Genomic DNA, 21,486 nt, shown 5'->3' on the forward strand with positions numbered 1-21,486 from the left:
AACATCTTAATTGATGTTTTTTTTATTTATCTACCTTGGAGACGGAAAATTTAAATAAAATAAGCGGTGTAAAGGAAAAAACTTTACAGCAGTTATATTTTTGTGTATACTAACAAAGTTAAGTATTTAGGAGGAAACAAACATATGTCAGTTAAGATTAGAATGAAACGTATGGGTAGTAAATTACGCCCATTTTATAGATTAGTTGTTGCAGATTCACGTTCACCACGTGATGGTCGTTTTATCGAACAAGTTGGTTATTACAACCCAATCTCACAACCAGAAGAAATTAAATTAGACGATGACAAGATCGTTGAATGGTTAAACAAAGGTGCACAACCTTCAGATACTGTTCGTCACTTGTTGAAACAACACGGAATTATGCAAAAGTACCACGAAAGCAAATTCACAAAATAGTAATTTCGATGGGACCAGACATGTGTTGTCGTGGTCCTATTTTTATTCACGGAGGAAAAATGACCGAAAAATTATATCGAGTTGGTACAATCGTCAATACTCATGGTATTAAAGGCGAATTGAGAATAATTCCAATTACTGATTTTCCAGAAGATCGCTTCAAAGCGGGTGCCAAACTTTATTTGAAAAACAAAGATCAAGTCACTGAATTTACGGTTGAATCTTCACGTCCACACAAGAGTTTTATCTTGTTGAAGATGAAGGGGTACGACAATATCAATGATGTTGAAAAATATGTTAAATCAGAGCTATTTGCTGATGGTGAAGAAATTTCTGATCTCAACGAGGGCGAATTTCTTTATAAGCAAATTATCGGTTTGACAGTAGTTGATAAAGATTTAGGTGAAATCGGTAAGGTAACCGAAATTTTGGAATTAGGTTCTAACGACGTTTGGGTTGTTAAAGGACCTAAGTACAAAGAAGTCTTATTACCTTATATTGCTGATGTGGTTAAAGAAGTTGACCTTGATAACAGTGTTGTCAACGTCGAAATACCGGATGGGTTGATAGACTAATGGATATTACAATTTTAAGTATTTTTCCAAAAATGTTTCAGGCTTTAGATGAATCGTTGATTGGTAAAGCACAGGAAAAAGATCTTGTTAATATTGACATCGTTGATTTTCGTGACTTTACGACGAATAAACAAAATCATGTTGACGATGGTACTTATGGTGGTGGTGCTGGTATGTTGCTTCAGGCCCAACCAATTTACGACGCTATGGACTATGTTGAAAAGAAAAAGCCAGGTAAAAAACGAGTCGTCTTGTTAGATCCAGCTGGGAAAACTTTCAATACTAAAATGGCTCGTGACTTTGCCAAGGAAGATCAACTTGTTTTTATTTGTGGTCATTACGAAGGCTTTGACGAACGAGTTAAAGATTTAGTAACCGATGAAGTTTCGATTGGTGATTATATTTTGACTGGTGGGGAACTGCCAACGATGAGTATGATTGATGCAACCTTGCGTTTTGTACCGGGTGTCCTAGGTAATTCATTCTCAGCTGAAGAGGAATCATTCTCACACAACTTGCTTGAATACCCTCAGTACTCGCGTCCAGCCGATTTCCGTGGGAAAAAGGTACCTGAGGTATTAACTAGTGGGGACCATGAAAAAATCCGCGTTTGGCGTCTCACACAAGCCTTGAAGAAGACTCTTGAACGTCGTCCGGATTTATTGGCAAAAGCTGAGTTGACTGATGAGGAACAAAAGATTCTTCGTGAAATTCGTCGAAATAACTAGTTTACAATTGACTTCAAATAAAGTATCATATTAAGAGTGTTTGAACACACATATTAACGATATTCCGCTGTGTATCAAAGGATATGTAAGAGTGTCGGCAGGGAGAATTTATTTATGAATAACTTAATTCAAGATATTACTAAAGAACAATTACGTTCTGACGTACCTGAATTCCGTAGTGGTGACACTGTTCGTGTACACGCTAAGGTTGTTGAAGGTAGCCGTGAACGTATCCAACTATTCGAAGGTGTCGTTATCAAGAGACATGGCGCTGGTATCAGTGCTACTTACACTGTTCGTAAGATGAGTAATGGTGTTGGTGTTGAAAGAACATTCCCATTAAACACACCTCGTGTAGAACAAATCGAAGTTATCAGACATGGTCGTGTACGTCGTAGCAAGCTTTACTACCTACGTGCTCGTACAGGTAAGGCTGCTCGTATTAAAGAACGTCGTCGTGACATCTAATTTAATGCAAATAGCTTAAAAAAACGTATTCTCAATTGAGAGGATACGTTTTTTTGTTATCTTATAATGTTTTGTGATCTTTGTGGCTCTTTGTCAAATCGTATTGATTAAATTACCTCTACAATTTGGATACCGACAAATTACTTGAAAAGAACTAACGTGACGACCATAGATACGTTTAGAAACTCAGAAAGTGGGGCGTATACTTATGAGTACGCTAAAAGATATTCATGATTATGTGAAAAAAAATTACGAAGCAGGAAACTATGATGATGCCAAGGCAGCCTATACTTCTTGGGAAACTGAAGCTAAGCGACAATCTAATTTGACCGATTTTGAAATGGGTGTCCAAAAGGCTCAAAGGGATTATAAAAAAAATGGGACTTTTGCAACATATCCAGAGTTGGCAATTGATGTTGTAAATAAATTATTTGATGACAAAGCTCTTGAGGTCAGTGAATTCATTCGCGGATATAATTCGGAAAAGGAACACATCAAAAAACATTAAAGTTATTTATGTAAATGGCAGTATTCTGTACTTGTTAATACAGAAATTAATCAACAGTTATTGAACAAAGTTTCAAGGTAGAAATAATTCGATAATTCAACGAAAAACAAAAAAACGTATTCTCGATTAAATTAATTTTGAGAATACGTTTTTTTGTTATCTTTGATGCTTTTATCACCTTAAATTATTGTGCCAGTTTCATATCATTTTCCAGTGTCATTTGACCATCCATAATCTTATAGACGTTATCTGCAAAATTAATCAATCGTAAATCGTGAGTTACGATAATGACTGCCGTATTTTGTTCCCGAGCTAGGTCTTGAAAAATTTGGCCAACTTCAGCTACTCGTTCACTGTCAAGAGCAGCTGTGGGTTCGTCGGCTAGTAAAATATCAGGTTTCGTATACAGTGCTCGAGCAATTGCCACACGCTGATTTTGTCCACCTGATAGTTCACCAGGGTATTTATTGACTAAGTCTTCAATTCCAAGTTTTTCCATTAATTGTGTTAATGACAAGTTGGTGAGATTATTTTGCTTTTTAACCTTCTTAACAAGTTTGAATTGTTCCTTAACGGTTAAATAGGGGACCAAGCTATAAGATTGAAGCACGAACCCGATACTATTGAGTCGCAGGGCATCACGTTGCTTACTGGACATATTTTTGAGCATATCACCTTCAAGTTGAACGGATCCGTCTGTGGGTGTTTGTAAACCACCGGCAATAGTTAAAAAAGTACTTTTGCCAGAACCAGAAGGACCAATAACAAGATTGACTTCACCTTTTTTGGCAGTGAAATTGATATCTTTGAGAACGTGAACCCGACTAGTTCCGGTTCCAAAGTATTTATTGATATTAATTAATTGTAAAGTTTCCATTTGATTAGCCTCCGATTACGCTGACAGGATCAACATTTAAAATTATTTTTATGGGAATAAGTGATCCTAATAAACCAGTCAGAATTAGTCCCAAACCAACGGCTGATAAAATGGGAATGTTAAAGCTCATTGGCACGGCATTAGGCATAGCGAAAGCTGTAATTCCTGTTAAAATAGTTGCGATAAATAAACCACTTACGACTAAGATGACTGATTGGGAAATAGTGGCGTTTACGAGTGTTTTAGCAGGTATTCCTTGTGCTCTTAAAACAGCATAATTTTGAATCTTTTGAATCGTGAGGATGTATAAGAAGACAGCAATTACAATTAAGGAAATAATCATGAGAAAAGCAATCATGAAAGTAAAGGTTGAATTTTGTGCAGAATATCCAGGAAGTTTAGAGATGAAAGTTGAAATTGAGTAAGTTTTTACTTGATCATCTTTCATCGAAAACTTTGCATTCTTAGAAACAATGGCACTAGCTGCAAAAGGTCCATTGAGGTTTTTAATGTTTTTCCAGTTAGAAATATTTCCATATACAACTGGAGCAATGTTTAATTTGGCATTTTTAATGAAGCCGACAATGGTATAGTTTTGTGATTCTGAATTGAATTTGATTTTATCGCCGAGTTGATAACCATCATTTTTAAATTGTTCATCAACCACGACTTGATTAGTTTTTTGGATTTTATGACCGGAGCTTAACTTAAGATTTTGAGCAATAAATTGATTAGGCTTTAAACCTAAAAATTGGGCCGATTCTTTTGTTAAACCAGATTTTTTAACAACCACTGATGCTTGACCAATGTAGGCTTCATTTTTAGTTAACTTGGCATTTTTGGCATTGTCATTTGTAATTAGTGATTGGGTCAAACTAGTGTTGGCATCCTTGTTCAGAGCCACGCTGTTGATGTTCCATGAATTAATAGCATCTGTATTTTGATTGGCTAAACCCATAGCTAAACTCGTTAAAATAAAAATCAGATAACCAATTAATACGATCATGCCGATAATCAGACCGTATCGAAATTTTTCTTTTTTAATTTCTTTGAGCGATAAAAACATGTTAATCATCCTCTTTAGCCAGTACACGTAAGATTTTAGCTAATTTCTGTAAAATTATTTCCTTAGATTCAGGATTAACCATTATTTGTTTAATGGCATCGTGAATCATTACTTGTGTTGCCCAGTGAAATTCATTTTCAGTTATCAATTGATTATTGAAAGAGGCTAAAAAAGTAGATTCATTATAAAGTAGATGCATTTTAACTAGAGCAAAGTAGCGACTGTTGGTACTTTTTTCAATGAAATCACGGACTTGCTCGACGTAATCATTGGGTCTTAGTTGATCATCTGAATCAGTTGCGATTTTTTGGTGAATGTCACGCATAGCAAGATGGTACAAATAGTTATATGCATCAGTTAAATCATCGAAGTATTTATAAAAGGCTCCCCGAGCAATTCCGGACTCTTTGACGATTCGTGATACTTGGGCAGAAGCTAGGTTATGATTAGAAAATTCATTTAATAAGGCATCAGTAATTAAAATTTTTTTTGATTCATTTAAATTATCAAAAGTTGTTGAAACCATAATTTCTCCTTTGTGACACTGTGTCACTTTTAAATATGTGCATAGTATAGTGAAATAGTGACACGGTGTCAACTATTGGAATTGAAATCATTTTATGAAAATAATTTTTCTGAAAATTATCATGGTTAAGTCGATGGGGTGCTAGGTTTTTACTGAATGGTTAGAAGACTGATTGTCTTGTGCTTGTAAACTTTACTAAGAACTGACTAATAGACAAAAAAGAAGCTTAACTTCAATTGAGAAGTTAAGCTTCTTTGTATTATTTACTATGTGGAGCCTTAGGGTGCAAAACTGATTCTTTCAATGGAATCGTCTTATCGCGTCCTAAGTACATTTGATAATAAGGTGGGACGTTGTTTACGTAATCTAACAACATCTTTTGAATGGCTGGCAATGCTTCAGGTGTAATTGCTGGAAGGTCACTAGCTTTAATTTTACCTTTGATACCGTTAAATCTCTTGACACGCTCTAATAGATAACGAATATCGTAACGTGAAGGGTTAACTTCGATGACATCTTTATCAATATTCAATAGTTCGTAAACACTTTCCAAACCAGTCCGAACAGAAGTTTCAACGGTAAAGACAACATCATCGTCAATTTCAACAAATTGTCCTAAAAAGGCGAGATTAGTGCAGCCATCAGGAACAACTTTTGGACGATCACCGAGTTGACGTGGCATAAATTGACTTGTTACGTAAGGCATCATGGCCGTTGACATGTAAGTGTGTTTCAAAACTTCATCTTTAATGTCAAGCATTCCTAAGTGATAGAGTAGTTCAGTCATAATTTCATCACCGGTACAATCCCACATGCGTTTCTTGACATAGTTACCAACATTTTCGCCGTAAAGACCATAGCCCCAGCCAACTTCTTCGTCACTAGCTTGATATGGGAAGAATGGTTTGTGATGAATTTCAAATGACATATCCCAGTTAGAATCACGGAAAGTCATTAAACCACCAGTACCAGCCTTACTACCGGATAACTCTTCGATACGCTTGAAAAATTCTGGATAACCTTTAACAGTAGGGAAGAATGAGATCCACTTTGTTTTATCAATTTGTCCTAAGAATTTCTCAGGGTGACCAAATTTAGCATCTTTCTTAGCTAAGTTCTTCCAAATAGTGAAAGTACCCATGTGTTCTGTATCAGTGTTAGTTACAGCAACTGTATCGTTGTCCCCAAATGTACTATTTTCACTGATTGAACCACTTGTAACAAAGACTAGATCCTTGTTGCTGACAGGAATGGTGACATCCTTATCATCTTGGTGAGCTAAAATTGCTTGAACAGTGTCATTCTTTTGATCCAAAGTTAAATCGTAAACGGTGAAGTTGTTAACAAAGTGAACACCGTGTTCAATCAACCAACGCTCGATGGGGAGAATAATTGCGTCATATTCGTTATATTTGGTGTGAATGAATCCTTCGAGGTATTCGTGACGATTGATGAAAGTAAATCTTTGCCAATAACGGCGGCATTCGATGGCACTGTGATAGTGTTTGAAAGCTAATTGACTGTGGAAACAAACCCAGAAATTAGTCTTGAAAAAGCCTTCATCAAAAAATTCATCGATTCGTTTATTAGCTAATTCTTCTTCGGATGAAGCAACAATTTTAGCCATAGCTGTGACATATTTTTGTGGAAGTTTGTAATTGTGATACTGACCGTCAATTTCACCTTGGTTGACGATAACACGGGCTTCACTGTGAATTGGATCATCACGGTTGAAGTCAACGACATCATCAAGGACAGTCCGGCATTCGTTTTCTAGTGAAGGAATCTTGCTGCAAAGATACCAGAGACATTCCATGTAAGGTTCGAGCTCACGTTCAGCCCGGCAAAGGTAGCCCTCGTTACCTTTAGTACCATCCATGGAACCGCCCATAACAGGTTTCTTTTCATAAATAGTAATATTATCTCCAGGCATCTTAGCATCGTCAATCAAAAAGGCAGCAGTTGCTAAACCGGCAATCCCACCACCGACAATATTTGCTCGACGGTCGTCAATACCAGCCGCTTTGTGAGGATGATACATTGTTTTATAAATGTTCATTAAAATTACCTTCTTTCATTACGCATCGTTATTACAAGTACAACGATAAAAGATAATTAGGAATGAGACAATTTACAAAAAAAACGAAGTGTAAAATTGCTTTACACTTCGCTTTTTTTGTAAATTTGAGATTTATTCGGCATATTTATTCAAAGCCTTTTTAAAATCACCTTTAACTAGGACAGCAGTTTGATCGACGATGTCTTGTGGATCATCTTTCATACCATCCATGATCCATTCTAAAATCAGGGCAATAAAAGCCAGACTGTAAAAGTGGGCAATGAAATCCTTATGCTTTTGATCGACAGTCATACCAGTAGCCTGTTTTTCGACGACTTTAATAATATAGCCGTAAATAACTTGATAAATATATTTTTCCATCAAATCGCGGTAGGCAGATTTATAAACATTTTGTGTGATGTTGCTACTATTACGTAGTGCAATCATGATATCGTAGAAACCTTGTTGCCAATTGTCATAGTCGGAGAGATTATCGAGAATATTTTCAGCGTTTTGTCGAGCAGAAAACTCTACTAGTTCGTAAATATCAGAAAAGTGGTTATAGAAAGTTTGACGAGTTAATTGGCATTCAGTAACGATATCTTTCACAGTAATTTTATCGATTGGTTTAGTTTGTAAAATGGTGTTCAATGCGTCAATCAAAATTGGTTCCGTTGTATTTTGCATAAGTGATTCCCCAAATCTTATTGATTGAGTTTAATTATATTATTTTCATTTAAAATTTCAAAGTTGCCTTTTCGTGGCCCAATCCAGGATCAACATAAACGTCGCCAAGTTTTAATTCAAAAACTTCAAGTTTAGGTCCAATCATATCCCAAACTTTTTGATAATTAGGAACAGAATCTAAATATTTTGGTAATAAATCAGTCATTGTCTTATCAGAATGTTCAATCGTAACATTTTGTGAACGAATATAAGGATTACCAATCATATCGCTGTTAGGGATGCTAGTGAAAGCGACACTTTGGGCTTGATCGTATTCGAGAGTACCGGCGTTTCCTTTAACAGATGAGAAGTAGAGGGTATCTGGTTGATCTTCAAACCAAACAAAATTAACGATTTTAACGTTAGCACGACCATTGGTGGACAGACTGAGAGCAATCTTATTTGTTGTTCTAGTAACATTTTTCAAGAGAGAAATATTCATAATTTAATGCTCCTTTATTAATGCTTTAATTATCTCAAGCATAACATAATCGAACGTATATTCTTTCAATTTTTTGTTGCTACTAAAGGATGAATTGAAATATTCAAGACAGTATTTTGTTTAGTCAGTAAAACGAGAATCTGCGAAGAGTTTTTCAGAAGCTAGCCGGTGACGTTGGTTAACATCGTAATTAGCGACAAATAAACAAGAATAAAGTGTATTTAGAACATACTCAATTCCGACCTGTGAAGCAAAAGGTGAAATTTTAATAGTCTGACTTTCGCCGTTAGCAATTGGTAAAACTAAATCGCTCAGTTTGGCGATTTCTGACTGTTGGTCCGAGGTTAAAGTGATAATTTTGCATCCATTTAGACGCAGAATTTTGGCGAGTTGATACGTACTTTTACTACGTCCACTGTAAGAAATTAAAATGGCGCAGTCATTAGAACTGTAGTTGGCAGCCATAAATTTACTTTCATCGGTTAGACTTGGCAACTCAATTGGTAAGTTGATTTTCATTAGCTTGTTTTGAAAACTCAAAGCTGAGATATAAGTGTCTCCATAAGCGAATATCCCTAATTTTTTTGCTTGGAAAATATTTCTCACAGCGTGTTCTAAAAGTTCGTTGGTAAGTAATTTATTAGTTTGGCTCAACGAGTCCTGCATGACATCGAATAATTTTTGAGCAATTTCCTTATTGGAATCGTCCTCAGTAAAAGGAAAATCAGGGTCAACGGTTGAGATATCGTTATAGTGTTGTTGCAATTCGGCTGCCAATTTAATTTTGAAATCTTTAAACCCCTTCAGACCAATTTTTCGACAGAGTCGCACGATTGTTGAAGTCGAGGAAAAAGTTAGACTAGCTAATTCTTGAATTGATTGATTAATGACGGACTCTTTATTTTTCAAAATATATGAAGCAATTTGTTTTTCGGTACCATTGAATTTATCAGCTTGTGTTAACTGGGCAATAATTGTCATTTACAAATCTCCTTGTACGAAGTGAAAAAAAATTCCAAGTAATGAAAAGATTTTACCGGTATTTTTGGAACAATATGTCTAATCACTGGTTACTGCTAATAGAACCATTTTAACGTGTTTTAATGGGTAATAACAAAGACAAGGAGTGATTAAGATGAAATTAGCAATTATTGGTTCGGGGATGATTGTTCACGACTTTTTAACAATCACAAAGGATTTAAAAGATACAGAGTTGACAGCCATTATCGGTACAGATAAAAGCTTGGATATTTTACATGAATTGAAAGCTAAATATCATATTGGATCTACTTACACCGATTTTGATACGGCTTTAGCTGAAAACGATTTTGACACAGTTTATGTAGCAGTTCCCAACTTTTTACATTATGGATTTGCTAAAATGGCCTTGGAAAATGGCAAAAATGTTATCTCAGAAAAGCCCTTTACCGTTAAATATTCTGATTTTATGGATTTAAAGAAGATTGCTGAAGAGAAACATTTAGTTTTGATTGAGGCAATTACCAATCAGTATCTTCAAAATTACGTTGATTTGAAGCAAAAATTACCTGAATTGGGCGATTTGAAATTGATTGAGAGTAATTATTCACAGTATTCATCACGCTATGATGCCTTTGAAACGGGGAAAGTTTTGCCAGCTTTTGATCCGAAAAAAGGCGGTGGAGCATTGATGGATATTAACATTTATAACATCCACTTTATCGTCGGTTTGTTGGGTCGTCCCAAAGCAGTATCTTATTTGCCAAATATTGAACGCAACATCGATACCTCAGGTATTTTAATGTTAGATTATGGTAATTCTAAGGCAGTGGCCATCGGTGCCAAGGATTCAGCTTCACCAGTTGGGAAAACGGTCCTACAAGGTAATAAAGGGACAATCGTCGTTAATGGACCTACTAATGTGATGGAATCATTTGATGTGTACGATAAAGATAAAACATTGTTAGAAAAAGTTGATCACAATATTTATCCTCACCGAATGTATCAAGAATTTGTCGAATTTGAACAAATCATTCGCCACCATGATTTAACGGAAGTGGCAAAAAGATTGCAACATAGTGAAGATGTAATGTGGGTCGTTGATCAGGCGTTTAAAGGAGCTGGAATAAAACTAGGGTAGATGACGTAATAACATGATGACTTGATTTAAATTAAAGAAGTGTTATATATACTAGGTTAATTTCTTATAACTTAATAGTAGATTTTCTGAATATAAGTTATCGATAAAACTAGTCGGAGGAACCGAGGAAGCTTGACTGGCAGTGAAAGTGGCGTTAGTGCTTTAGCACTTACACCACCGGGCGTGTTTGGAGACTCGCGTACTTTGCGAGGCTTCAAACCGAGGTATGAGACCTTGGCTCATGCCGGCCCGCACAGCCAGTCAAGCTTTTCTCGGTTCCGGAGATGGCATATTTCATACACTTTGTATTGCAGCCACATTAAAAAAAGTTTAATATTGTTAGCAATTACGAAACGAATCAGGTGGTTTGATGGGGCAAGCTAGAGCCAATCGCAACTTATTATTGGTTGCCTTCATGTGGGGAACAAGTTATACATTTATTAAAATGGCAATTGCTGCTAAGATGCCGCCATCTGTCATTAATACATTACGGGGATTGATTTCAGCCATTTTGGTCTATATTTTTTTTCGAAAAAATGTCAAAACGATGACTTGGAAAGAATTTAAAATTGGAGCAGTTTGTGCCATCTTTAACTTTGTGGTTGTCCAGTTACAGTCGACGGGATTAAAGTATACGACGCCGAGTAACAGTTCCTTTATTACATCAATTTATGTGATATTATTACCGTTTATTGCGTGGTTGTTTTTTAAAAAAGTACCACCGTTAAAAAATTATTTATCTATTATCCTATGTCTTTTAGGAATGATCTTTTTAACGGGTATCATTACGACTGGCTTTGAATTTCACATGGGAGACTTCTTAACACTGCTCAATGCAATTTTCTACGCTTTCCAAATGACTTATTATGGCTATGCAACTAAAAATGCTCGACCACAAATTATTGCCTTTCAATTAGGCTTTGTTCAAGCAATTTGTGGAACTATCTATGCCTTGACGATTGATTATAGTAAATTACAACAAATCAATTGGTCAACGGCGATTGGACCAGTAATTTATTTAGGTGTCATTGCAACATTTGCGGCACAGGTTATTCAAGTTACGAGTCAAAGATATACTGATACAGTTACCGCTGGACTAGTTTTGATGACGGAATCGTTATTTGCTAGTTTAGTATCGGTATTGTTCCATGTTGAACCTTTGACACAACACTTGATTATTGGTGGTACGTTGATTATTTTCGCAACGTTGATTGCTCAATTTGATTTGCGAGGTGTAATTAGTCGTTATGTAGTTAAGCAAAATGGCATTAAAAAATCCTGATTTGTGAGAAGATATATTTTTGAGGAGGAGTTACATATGGCAGAACTATCACTATTAAATAAACAATTAGATGCATTACTTTTTGAGGAAACTAATATGGTTGCTAATTTAGCAAATGCTAGTGCCTTGATCAACGATATGTACGAAGATTTAAATTGGTCTGGCTTTTATTTATACAATGAGACGACTGATGAACTAGATTTAGGACCATTTCAGGGTAAAGTGGCTTGTATGCACATCAAGAGTGGTAAAGGTGTTGTGGGAACAGCCTTTGCAGACCAACAAATTCATCGCGTAGCTAATGTTCATGAATTTCCAGGCCACATTGCCTGTGACAGTGCCAGCAATTCTGAAATTGTGGTGCCAATTACCAAAGATGGCAAAAAAATAGGTGTTTTAGATATTGATTCACCATCTTTGAATCGTTTTACAGAAGAAAATGAAGCTGAATTGGGACAATTTGTGGAAGTGCTATTAAAACATATTTAACATTTAGTCTTTCGATAGTAGTCAAAAAGAGATAAGTGATTCCTAAAAATGGGAACGCTTATCTTTTTTATTAAACAAATATAATAATAAAATCTAATTGATTGGCTTGTTAATAGGTGCTAATCTGAATAAGTGAAATATGGAATTCAGGATATATTCAGATGATAGGGGAATTAAATATGTCTAAGAAATTAATAACCACCTTTTTAATTGGAAGTGGAGTTATTGGCGGGATGCTTTTCAGTAATCAATTGAACGTTGATGCTGCTACAAAAGGTGTCGTTAATACCTCCAAGATGACTTTTTTATACAATGAAAAAGGTGAATTGGTCAAAGATCGAGCACTAGCTCCAAGCACTGCCTGGGCTTATGATCAAGAAATTCAAATTGGAGATCAAGGCAGTTTTTATCGTGTTGCAACACATGAATTTGTCAAAACAAGTGATGTTCAATTACAACATGGTCACGCCGAGAGTGGGATTGTTAAAACAGGCTCAAATGGTGCTTTAATTTACAATTATGCAGCTGGAAATTATACGTCAACTTCTGCTAAACTGGACGCTCACAGTGCTTGGCGCTACAGTCGAGTTGATAATGCTAATGGCAAGACATGGTATCAAGTCACAAGTGATGGCTGGATAAATAGTGATGATGCTTCAACGTCAACATTTATTAATAACGCTGGAGTTGCTAAAATCAGTTATGCTCCTGACAGTGGCATCGATTTGTGGAATGGATATGGTCCAAACAAGGTAGCTACCGGTCAAAAATTGAAGAATGGTTCATCATGGAACTTTTCGAAAAAGGTTGTCGATGTTAATGGTGATGCTTGGTATATGATTGGTAATAATCAATGGATTGAAGGAACTTATACGAAAATTACCAACCAAGTTTTTGATACGACAGCTGCCCAAAATTGGGATCCTAACTTTGCGGTTGTAAAGGTTAACCAAAAGGCTTCAGTATACAACGATAGTAATTATAATTCTGGGGTTAAGGAATCTTCAGCTAAAGGAACTTTGTTGCAAGTAGCTTCAACTGAGCAGACAGGTAATTTGATTTGGTATGAATTGAGTAATGGCGGTTGGATTCCATCGAGTGTGACAACCGAAATGACAAATTATCGTGAACCTGTTTCGTTAAATGGCAAGAGTAAACAACAAGTAATCAGCGATGTTATTGCAGCAGCTAAAGGTCAACTTGGTAAACCTTATATTTGGAATGCCAAGGGACCAGATGGATTCGACTGTTCAGGCTTGATGCAATATGTTTTCCGTCAAGCAACTGGTCAAAATATTGGTTCATGGACAGTTCCACAAGAAACAGCTGGGACAAAAGTTTCGATTAGTGAACTACAACCAGGTGATCTTGTGTTCTGGGGACCTGCTGGGGCCAGTTATCACGTGGCTTTGTACTTAGGTAACAATGAATATCTCAATGCATTGCGCCCAGGAACAAATGTCAAAATTGATAAAATTTCATCAGCTTTCGCACCATCATTTGGGGTTAGGGTATTTAAATAAACTATTTTATAAGTAACAAAAATTACCTATATATTTTTTATAGAGTATAAATATACAATGTTTCATTTTATTTCAGTCTCTGATATAACTAAGTAATTCGAAATATATGGAGGTAAAATGTTATGAATACTCCCACATTAGAGACAGAACGTTTAATTCTGAGAAAATTTACTGAAGAAGATATGGAAGCTCTTTTTCTTATTCTTAAAGATGACGAAGTGAATAAGTTTTTGCCATGGTATCCAATGAAAGATATTGAGGAAACCAAGAAATTTTATGAACAAAGATATGCGAATAAATATAAACAGACACAAGCCTATGCTTATGCTATCTGCCTTAAAAGAGATGATCTTCCGATTGGCTATATTAATGTTGATATGGAAGAACATCATGATTTGGGTTATGGACTTCGCAAAGAATTCTGGAATAATGGGATTGTTACTGAGGCAAGTAAAGCTGTTGTGGAGCAGATAAAAAAAGATGGTCTCCCATATATTACGGCAACACATGATAGAAACAATCTAAGAAGTGGAAATGTTATGCAGAAAGTTGGAATGAAGTATTGCTACTCATATGAAGAACAGTGGCAACCCAAAGATTTCCCTGTCATATTCAGAATGTATCAACTCAATTTTAATGACAATGATAATTTTGTATATAAAAAATATTGGAATATGTATGACAATCATTTTGTTGAAGAATTGTAAGATGATTGTATAGCACAATTTCCGATTTAATTACAAACAAAAATCACCAGATATCAAAAGGAATCTGGTGATTTCGTGTTTCTACACTATTTTTTCGGTTTAATTAAAAGCTTGATTATAATATTCCAAGTAAAATTCTTGAGTTTTTGGTAAGGCAACAACTTTCGTAACACTAGTATTACGTGGTTCGGGCAAAGTCATTGGATCTTGTGGCTTCAATACGTCTAAAGCTAGTGCTTTAACTGTAAAACCATGTGTAACGCAGATAATTTTATCATCAGGATATTTTTGCATCGCATCAATAACGAAGTCATGGACACGGCTAATAACGTCCTCAAAAGTCTCCCCATGTGGAGCATATTTAACGTACAGTGGCAAAACGTCATTGAGATAGCTATTGTAAGCATCAGGATGTAATTTTCGTAGTTCAGCGTTTTGATGACCGTCCCATTCGCCATAAGAAATTTCAATCAGACGTTTATCATAAGTGATTGGTAAATTAGCATCAGTGTTCAAAATAGCGGCAGTTTGCTTAGTACGTTCCAAAGGACTACAGATAATACGATCTGCAAAATTAATATCAAAATTATCAGCCAAATGTTGTGCTTGTTTTTTACCATTATCATTCAGATAGGTTATCTCAGTATTAATGGTACCTTGTTTCATTTTCATCACGTTAGCAGCGGTTTGACCGTGACGAATAAAGTAAAATTCTGTCATATGAAAGCTCCCTTTTGTTGGAAATAAATAGTGGCTTATAGAGATTAAAGTGCCATTTAATTGATTTGGTAATTTAATGTTACATAAATTATGTGTGCATTACAATCAATACCTTATATTATGATTATGTTGTAGTTAGTAAAAAATGGTTGACAATCACAATAAAAATGTTAAAGTATTTTTAAGTTAATTGGAGGTATTTTAATATGAAAAACTTAAATTTTAATATTCAAACAGTCTCCTCCAAGTCTACATACTATACATGTAGGCTTATTAACTAATTAGTAAACCCTCATGTATGTAAAGACATTTTTACATCTGTGAGGTTGATGAATTCTTAAGTAAACACGACTCCTCACAGAAATTATTCTGTGAGGATTTTTTTATCCAAAATTTAATTCAGGAGTGGAAAAACTATGACAATTTATAATTTTGCGGCTGGTCCAGCAACAATGCCAGCTGAAGTGATCCAACAAATTAAAGCTGATTTACCTTCATATAAGGATTCAGGTATGAGCATTATGGAAATTTCCCATCGTTCCGCTCTTTTTGACGATGTTTTCCAGAAAGCTCAACAAGATATGCGTGATTTATTGAAGATTCCTGATAATTATCAAGTACTCTTTTTCCAAGGTGGCTGTACATTACAATTCACAGCCGCACCACTTAATTTAGCTACTAAATATCATAAGATTGCCTTGTTAGATAGTGGTCATTGGGCTGATAGGGCAGGGGACGAAGCAAAAAGAGTTGGTGTTGAAGTTGATGTTTTGGATTCTACTAAAGCTGACCATTATACTAAATTACCCACGTTAACTAATTTGCCAGCCGATACTTACGATTATTTGCACATTACAACGAATAATACAATTGAAGGTACGGCATATAGTGATTTGCCAGTAACTGGAACCACAGAATTAGTCGGCGATATGTCATCTAATTTTATGGGGCAACAATACGATGTGAAAAAATTTGGAGCTATTATGGCTGGCGCTCAAAAGAACCTTGGTATTGCTGGCTTAACGGTGGTTATCGTCCGAGATGATTTGATTGGTCAAGCACAAAATTTACCAAGCATGGTCGATTATCAACTGTTTGCTAAAAAAGACTCAATGTTTAACACACCACCAGTTTTTGCTATTTATGCAGCAGGATTAGTTTTACAGTGGTTGAAGAATCAAGGTGGAATTGCTGAAATGGAACGTCGTAATCGCCAAAAATCAGCTTTATTATATGATTTTTTGGATAATTCAACCTTATTTACCGCACCAGTCGTTAAAGCCGACCGCTCATTGACTAATGTCGTGTTTGTTACAGGCAATCCTGAAATTGATCAACAGGTCGTTGCACAAGCAGCCGAAAATGGATTAGTCAACATCAAAGGACACCGTTCAGTAGGTGGTATGCGAGCTAGTTTGTATAATGCAATGCCTTATGTTGGAGTTGAAAGATTGGTTGATTTTCTAACTAAATTTGAAAAAGATTACAGGGGGAAACACTAATGTACGCAGTAAAAACTTTTAACGCAATCGCTCAAGTCGGATTGGATACTTTTACCGATGATTTTACAATCAATCAAACAGATGAACCTGATGCATATTTGATAAGATCGGTTAATTTATTAAAAGCTGATTTTCCCGAAAGCCTTAAAACAATTGTCCGTGCCGGAGCAGGTGTCAATAATGTGCCATTAGGTCGGGCAACGGAACAAGGTATTGCTGTTTTTAATACACCGGGGAGTAACGCAAATGCCGTCAAAGAGCTGGTGATTTCCTTAATGATTGCTACTGCCAGAAATTTATTTGCAGCGCATGATTATTCAGATGAACATACTGAAGCTGACGTTTCCCAACGAACGGAAAAGGATAAAACAAAGTTTAATGGAACCGAATTAGCCGGAAAACGTATTGCCGTGATTGGACTAGGAAATGTCGGTTCACTCGTTGCCAATGCCGCCTTAGCCTTAGGTATGAAAGTTATCGGTTATGACCCATATTTATCAGCCAATGCTGCTTGGAGAATCAATAATCGTGTTAAGCGAGTTGATTCAATCAAAAAAGCGGTTAAAGGTGCTGATTTTGTTACCGTCCATGTACCAAAGAATAACGAGACCATTGGTTTATTAGCCACCAAAGAAATTTCAGAAATGAAAGATGGCGTAGTTTTATTTAATTATTCAAGAATCGGTATCGTTGATAATCAATCGGTAGTTAAAGCAATGCGCAGTCAAAAAATCAGCCATTACTGTACAGATTTTGGAGAACCCATAATCGCGGATCAACCAAATATTACTATCACACCACATATCGGAGGTTCAACCATAGAAGCAGAATCAAACGGAGCCGTACAAGGAGCTAACACCGTAATGGATTATCTGGAAAATGGCGATACAACCAATTGTGTCAACTTACCAAATATGCAAGTTCCGTTTGAAACAACTTATCGAGTGACAGTGATTCATCAAAATGTACCTAATATGGTTGGACAAATCAGTACACAAATTGCCACACGTGGTATTAATATCGAAAATATGTCAAATGCAGCCAAAGAAAAAGTAGCCTACACAATAATTGATGTTGACGGTTTGCAAGAAGATAACCAAAGTGCTTTAATAGCAACGTTAGAATCGATTAAAGAAGTGTATCGGGTTCGGGTTATTAAGCATAAATAGAAAGATATTGTAAATATTCTTTTATATTTGTATTGGATAATCTTGTCCGTGATTTTTTAAAGGGTAATATTAAACATTAACGAATAAACTAGCCGGAAGGAACGTGGAGAAACAGACCAGCAGTGGCAGTGGTGTTAGGACGGCTGTTTTTGTCGTTCTTACAGCACAGGACGTATTTTGAGATTCGCGTTTTTTGCGAAGCTCAAAATCGAGGCGCAAGGCCTTGGCTTGCACCGGTCCTCACAGCAGGTCAGTTTCTCCACGTTCCTGGAGGTGGCCAACAAAAAAACCATACGTTTTTTTCACGCATGGTCAATAATTTAAAATATTTGTGAACGATATAATCCCACAACTTTACCAAGGATTTCGACGTTGTCTAAAATGATTGGATCCATTGTATCATTTTCTGGTTGTAGGCGGTAATGTCCGTTTTCTTGATAGAATCTCTTACATGTTGATTCAATATCTTCAGTCATCGCAATAATAATTTCACCGTTATTGGCAAAATTTTGTTCATGTACAATAACATGGTCGCCATCGAAGATTCCGGCGTTGATCATACTTTCACCGTGAATTTCCAACATGAATAATTCGCCAGATTCTCGAGTAAGGTCTGGTGGGATAGGGAAGTATCCATCTGGATTTCTTTCGGCCGTGATTGGTTGACCAGCGGCAACTGCACCAAGAATTGGAATTTGTTTGGATTTGATACCAATTGAATTCAAACCAGCACCCGTAAGTTCGATAGCACGGGGTTTAGTTGGGTCACGTTGGATAAATCCTTTTTTCTCAAGACGAGATAGGTGACCATGGACCGTTGATGTTGAAGATAGATCTACAGCTTCGCAGATTTCTCTAACAGTTGGCGGATATCCATGTTCATCTAAATAATCATAAATGCATTGTAAAATTTGTGACTGTTTAGAGCCTTCAGCTTTTGACATTAGAACACCTCATTGTTAATATCTTAAATAGATTGTATCAAAATTTGAATACAACTTCAAACAAGTGTTCGATTGTATCGAGGGGAATTGAAATTATGAACGAACAAGATGAATTGCTCAAAAAAATTAATGAATTAGCCCACAAGGCTAAAGCTGGTACTATTACTAAAGAAGAGGAAGATCAACAAGCTCAATTACGTAAGGAATACTTGAAGAACTTCCGTGCTGCATTTAGGTCTCAAGTAGAGATGATGCAGGTCTATGATAAAGATGGAAAAGAAGTCACACCTGAAAAAGTTCGAGAAATTCAACGGAAAAAAGGATTACGTGACGATTAGACTTTCAATTAGCTAACTTTTTTTGTAATATTAATAGGTATATGGAAAGGGTGAGAACATAAATGGGTACAACAATCGTCGTTGGTGTTATAGCTTTGTTGGTTGGTTTAGTCGGTGGTTTCTTCGCTGCCAGATGGTACATGAAGAAATACTTCCAAGACAATCCACCAATCAGTGCTGATATGATCAGACAAATGATGGCACAAATGGGCCAAAAGCCTTCACAAAAGAAGCTTAATCAATTAATGAATACTATGAAGAATTCACAAAAGAATAACAAATAGTCAGGTCCAGTAAGTGATATGCATATTTTTATATGCGTATCGCTTATTTTTTTTAGAGTGTGACAAAACATGGTCAGCTTTCGAGTATTAAGACAAATAGGACAAGTAATCCGATTTTTGGATTACTTGTCCTATTTGTTTTGAGCGGAAAAAGCTATGTTTTGTTGCACGTTTATGCTGCATGTTTAAGACAAAAATAGTTATGTGATGACATCTTATTTTTTATCTTTAAAAACAAATGCTCATTTAAACACGAACTATTAATATTTTTATAATTATTAAATACAAAATGTAAACGTTAAATACGAACAATAGACAAAAATAAATGATTAAAATGCGTATTTAGCATTGAAAGAATTTTCAATCCCTGATAAACTTTGGATACCAAAGCAAGAAAGGTGGAAAAAGAAATGCACGACGTAGCAATAGTTATGGGATCAATATCTGACTTGAAGATCATGCAAAACACGCTCGATGTTTTGACGGAACTAGGAGTTAGTTTTGAAGCAAAAGTAATTTCGGCACATCGGATGCCACATGAGATGTTGGATTTTGCCAATCATGCTCATGAAAATTATCAGGTTATCATAGCTGGAGCTGGAGGTGCGGCTCACTTACCAGGAATGATTGCTTCTTCAACTAGCTTGCCTGTCATTGGGGTACCGGTTCCTTCCAAGTACCTTAAAGGAATGGACTCACTCTTGTCAATCGTTCAAATGCCCGCAGGGGTTCCTGTAGCAACCGTTTCAATCGGAGAAGCTGGTGCCAAGAATGCGGCCATTTTAGCCACTAAGATCTGTGCTTTAAATAATCAAACTTATCAAAAAAATTTATCTGAATACGTTCAAGCAATGCATGATAAATCAATCGAAAGTGGGGAAAACCTTGGATAATACGTTATTACCAGGAACAACAATCGGCATTATCGGTGGTGGTCAATTAGGCCAGATGATGTCATTTTCAGCCAAAGAAATGGGTTATAAAGTTATTATTTTGGACCCACAAGTTAATTGTCCAGCCGCTCAAGTCTCAGATGGTCAAATTGTTGCCGAATACGACGATTTAGCTAAATTGATTGAATTAGCTCAAGCGTGTGATGTGTTAACTTACGAGTTTGAAAATGTTGACGCTACTGCCATTAATGAAGTTAAAAAATACACACAAGTTCCCCAAGGCACTAAAGCCTTAAGTGTGACACAAAATCGAGTTTCTGAAAAAGAATTCATCGAAGCTAGTGGATTTAACGTTGTTCCACATGTCGTCATTAAAAACATTTTTGAATATCATCGTGGCGTTGAGAAATTAGGAACACCAGTGATATTGAAGACGATTCGTGGTGGATACGATGGTAAAGGTCAAATTTTGATTGAAGATCCCGAAAAAGTTTGTTACGCCGACATCGAAGAGCTGTTGATGCAAGGTCCTTGTATGTTAGAAAAGAAAATTGATTTGAAAAAAGAAGTTTCGGTCGTGGTTGCAGCCAATTTACGAGGTGAAACATCAATTTTTCCAGTTATTGAAAATGTTCATCGACACAATATTTTGCACCTTAGCACTTGTCCAGCGGTAATTAGTTCAGCTACCGAACAACATATTTATCAAGTTGGTGAAGGTTTAGCAAAAAAACTTGAGCTAGTTGGAACAATGTGTATCGAATTTTTCGTATCTAGTAATGACGAGGTTTATGTGAACGAAATTGCACCCCGCCCACATAACTCTGGACACCTGACGATTGAGGCTTGTAACATTTCTCAGTTTGATGCCCATATTCGTGGTGTCTGCAATTTGGCAATGCCAAAGGTTGAACTATTACAGCCAGCAGCGATGGTTAATTTACTAGGTCAACATTTGGAAAATGCTAAAGCAGAATTAGTTAATCATCCAGAATGGCATTTCCACGATTACGGTAAAGAAGCTATTAAAGAAAACCGTAAGATGGGTCATATTACGATTTTGAGTTCTGATTTAGATTCTACAAAACAAGCTATCGAAAATAATTCAATTTGGGATGTGTAAA

At 36.0% G+C, this 21,486-nt stretch carries 25 protein-coding genes; 16 read left to right on the forward strand and 9 right to left on the reverse strand.

From position 1 onward, the window contains the following. Positions 1 to 144: 144 nt before the first annotated feature. The 5 genes from rpsP to FD31_RS03195 all read left to right on the forward strand — a co-directional run bounded on the left by rpsP (position 145) and on the right by FD31_RS03195 (position 2,696). Complete coding sequence (rpsP, locus tag FD31_RS03175; protein ID WP_057891315.1) at positions 145 to 417, forward strand: 30S ribosomal protein S16; 273 nt, start codon at positions 145 to 147, stop codon at positions 415 to 417. A 59-nt stretch (positions 418 to 476) separates the two neighbouring features. Next, a complete protein-coding gene (gene rimM / locus FD31_RS03180) occupies positions 477 to 992 on the forward strand; it encodes a ribosome maturation factor RimM (protein ID WP_057891316.1) in 516 nt (171 codons plus the stop codon). Beyond that, the gene (gene trmD, locus FD31_RS03185; RefSeq protein ID WP_057891317.1) at positions 992 to 1,720 is read left to right on the forward strand and encodes a tRNA (guanosine(37)-N1)-methyltransferase TrmD; all 729 of its coding nucleotides are present in this window, start codon (positions 992 to 994) and stop codon (positions 1,718 to 1,720) included. Before rimM ends, trmD begins: the two co-directional genes overlap by 1 nt. Positions 1,721 to 1,834: 114 nt before the next feature. Then, positions 1,835 to 2,188: a 50S ribosomal protein L19 gene (rplS, locus tag FD31_RS03190; protein ID WP_057891318.1), complete on the forward strand. Its 354-nt coding sequence runs from the start codon at positions 1,835 to 1,837 to the stop codon at positions 2,186 to 2,188. Positions 2,189 to 2,396: 208 nt separating this feature from the next. After that, entirely contained in the window at positions 2,397 to 2,696 is a 300-nt protein-coding gene (locus FD31_RS03195) for a hypothetical protein (RefSeq protein ID WP_057891319.1), read from the forward strand. 184 nt (positions 2,697 to 2,880) lie between these two features. Here the strand turns inward: FD31_RS03195 and FD31_RS03200 are convergent, their stop codons facing one another. From FD31_RS03200 to FD31_RS03230, 7 genes are all read right to left on the reverse strand, one after another. After that, positions 2,881 to 3,573: an ABC transporter ATP-binding protein gene (locus FD31_RS03200; protein WP_057891320.1), complete on the reverse strand. Its 693-nt coding sequence runs from the start codon at positions 3,571 to 3,573 to the stop codon at positions 2,881 to 2,883. 4 nt (positions 3,574 to 3,577) lie between these two features. Continuing rightward, positions 3,578 to 4,639, reverse strand: a complete 1,062-nt coding sequence (locus FD31_RS03205; protein ID WP_057891321.1) for an FtsX-like permease family protein — start codon at positions 4,637 to 4,639, stop codon at positions 3,578 to 3,580. Between the two features lies 1 nt (position 4,640). Continuing rightward, entirely contained in the window at positions 4,641 to 5,165 is a 525-nt protein-coding gene (locus FD31_RS03210) for a TetR/AcrR family transcriptional regulator (RefSeq protein WP_057891322.1), read from the reverse strand. 259 nt (positions 5,166 to 5,424) lie between these two features. Then, a complete protein-coding gene (locus tag FD31_RS03215; protein WP_057891323.1) occupies positions 5,425 to 7,224 on the reverse strand; it encodes an oleate hydratase in 1,800 nt (599 codons plus the stop codon). 132 nt (positions 7,225 to 7,356) lie between these two features. Beyond that, positions 7,357 to 7,911, reverse strand: coding sequence for a TetR/AcrR family transcriptional regulator (locus FD31_RS03220; RefSeq protein WP_057891324.1), 555 nt, complete (start codon positions 7,909 to 7,911; stop codon positions 7,357 to 7,359). 49 nt (positions 7,912 to 7,960) lie between these two features. Then, positions 7,961 to 8,392, reverse strand: coding sequence for a hypothetical protein (locus FD31_RS03225; RefSeq protein WP_057891325.1), 432 nt, complete (start codon positions 8,390 to 8,392; stop codon positions 7,961 to 7,963). A gap of 120 nt (positions 8,393 to 8,512) precedes the next feature. Next, positions 8,513 to 9,373, reverse strand: a complete 861-nt coding sequence (locus tag FD31_RS03230) for a MurR/RpiR family transcriptional regulator (RefSeq protein WP_057891326.1) — start codon at positions 9,371 to 9,373, stop codon at positions 8,513 to 8,515. A gap of 154 nt (positions 9,374 to 9,527) precedes the next feature. Here FD31_RS03230 and FD31_RS03235 point away from each other — a divergent pair, with 154 nt between their 5' ends. The 5 genes from FD31_RS03235 to FD31_RS03255 all read left to right on the forward strand — a co-directional run bounded on the left by FD31_RS03235 (position 9,528) and on the right by FD31_RS03255 (position 14,512). Further along, positions 9,528 to 10,511 carry a Gfo/Idh/MocA family protein gene (locus FD31_RS03235; protein ID WP_057891327.1) on the forward strand — a complete coding sequence of 328 codons (984 nt, stop codon included), beginning with the start codon at positions 9,528 to 9,530 and terminating at the stop codon, positions 10,509 to 10,511. A gap of 370 nt (positions 10,512 to 10,881) precedes the next feature. Next, positions 10,882 to 11,793 (forward strand): DMT family transporter, encoded by a 912-nt coding sequence (locus FD31_RS03240; RefSeq protein ID WP_057891328.1) that lies wholly within the window; start codon positions 10,882 to 10,884, stop codon positions 11,791 to 11,793. Between the two features lie 36 nt (positions 11,794 to 11,829). Continuing rightward, positions 11,830 to 12,282 (forward strand): GAF domain-containing protein, encoded by a 453-nt coding sequence (locus tag FD31_RS03245; protein WP_057891329.1) that lies wholly within the window; start codon positions 11,830 to 11,832, stop codon positions 12,280 to 12,282. A 179-nt stretch (positions 12,283 to 12,461) separates the two neighbouring features. Beyond that, on the forward strand, positions 12,462 to 13,805 hold the full coding sequence (locus FD31_RS03250; protein WP_057891330.1) for a C40 family peptidase: 1,344 nt from the start codon (positions 12,462 to 12,464) through the stop codon (positions 13,803 to 13,805). A 122-nt stretch (positions 13,806 to 13,927) separates the two neighbouring features. Continuing rightward, positions 13,928 to 14,512, forward strand: coding sequence for a GNAT family N-acetyltransferase (locus FD31_RS03255; RefSeq protein ID WP_057891331.1), 585 nt, complete (start codon positions 13,928 to 13,930; stop codon positions 14,510 to 14,512). A gap of 99 nt (positions 14,513 to 14,611) precedes the next feature. Here FD31_RS03255 and FD31_RS03260 read toward each other — a convergent pair whose 3' ends face one another. Next, positions 14,612 to 15,232 (reverse strand): histidine phosphatase family protein, encoded by a 621-nt coding sequence (locus FD31_RS03260; protein WP_057891332.1) that lies wholly within the window; start codon positions 15,230 to 15,232, stop codon positions 14,612 to 14,614. A 416-nt stretch (positions 15,233 to 15,648) separates the two neighbouring features. Here FD31_RS03260 and serC point away from each other — a divergent pair, with 416 nt between their 5' ends. Continuing rightward, positions 15,649 to 16,734 (forward strand): 3-phosphoserine/phosphohydroxythreonine transaminase, encoded by a 1,086-nt coding sequence (serC, locus tag FD31_RS03265; RefSeq protein ID WP_057891333.1) that lies wholly within the window; start codon positions 15,649 to 15,651, stop codon positions 16,732 to 16,734. Beyond that, the gene (locus FD31_RS03270; protein WP_057891334.1) at positions 16,734 to 17,903 is read left to right on the forward strand and encodes a phosphoglycerate dehydrogenase; all 1,170 of its coding nucleotides are present in this window, start codon (positions 16,734 to 16,736) and stop codon (positions 17,901 to 17,903) included. The genes serC and FD31_RS03270 overlap by 1 nt, the downstream gene beginning before the upstream one ends. A 320-nt stretch (positions 17,904 to 18,223) precedes the next feature. Here FD31_RS03270 and lexA read toward each other — a convergent pair whose 3' ends face one another. Next, the gene (gene lexA / locus FD31_RS03280) at positions 18,224 to 18,847 is read right to left on the reverse strand and encodes a transcriptional repressor LexA (protein ID WP_057891336.1); all 624 of its coding nucleotides are present in this window, start codon (positions 18,845 to 18,847) and stop codon (positions 18,224 to 18,226) included. 95 nt (positions 18,848 to 18,942) lie between these two features. Here lexA and FD31_RS03285 point away from each other — a divergent pair, with 95 nt between their 5' ends. The 4 genes from FD31_RS03285 (at position 18,943) to purK (ending at position 21,485) form a co-directional block, all read left to right on the forward strand. Next, complete coding sequence (locus FD31_RS03285; RefSeq protein ID WP_057891337.1) at positions 18,943 to 19,185, forward strand: DUF896 domain-containing protein; 243 nt, start codon at positions 18,943 to 18,945, stop codon at positions 19,183 to 19,185. 62 nt (positions 19,186 to 19,247) lie between these two features. After that, positions 19,248 to 19,469, forward strand: coding sequence for a YneF family protein (locus FD31_RS03290; RefSeq protein ID WP_057891338.1), 222 nt, complete (start codon positions 19,248 to 19,250; stop codon positions 19,467 to 19,469). 410 nt (positions 19,470 to 19,879) lie between these two features. Continuing rightward, on the forward strand, positions 19,880 to 20,362 hold the full coding sequence (purE, locus tag FD31_RS03295; RefSeq protein WP_057891339.1) for a 5-(carboxyamino)imidazole ribonucleotide mutase: 483 nt from the start codon (positions 19,880 to 19,882) through the stop codon (positions 20,360 to 20,362). Beyond that, on the forward strand, positions 20,355 to 21,485 hold the full coding sequence (gene purK, locus FD31_RS03300; protein ID WP_057891340.1) for a 5-(carboxyamino)imidazole ribonucleotide synthase: 1,131 nt from the start codon (positions 20,355 to 20,357) through the stop codon (positions 21,483 to 21,485). The genes purE and purK overlap by 8 nt, the downstream gene beginning before the upstream one ends. The last annotated feature ends 1 nt before the right edge of the window (position 21,486 follow it).

The organism is Companilactobacillus nantensis DSM 16982 (assembly GCF_001435815.1).
In the GTDB taxonomy this organism is placed as follows: Bacteria; Bacillota; Bacilli; order Lactobacillales; family Lactobacillaceae; genus Companilactobacillus; species Companilactobacillus nantensis.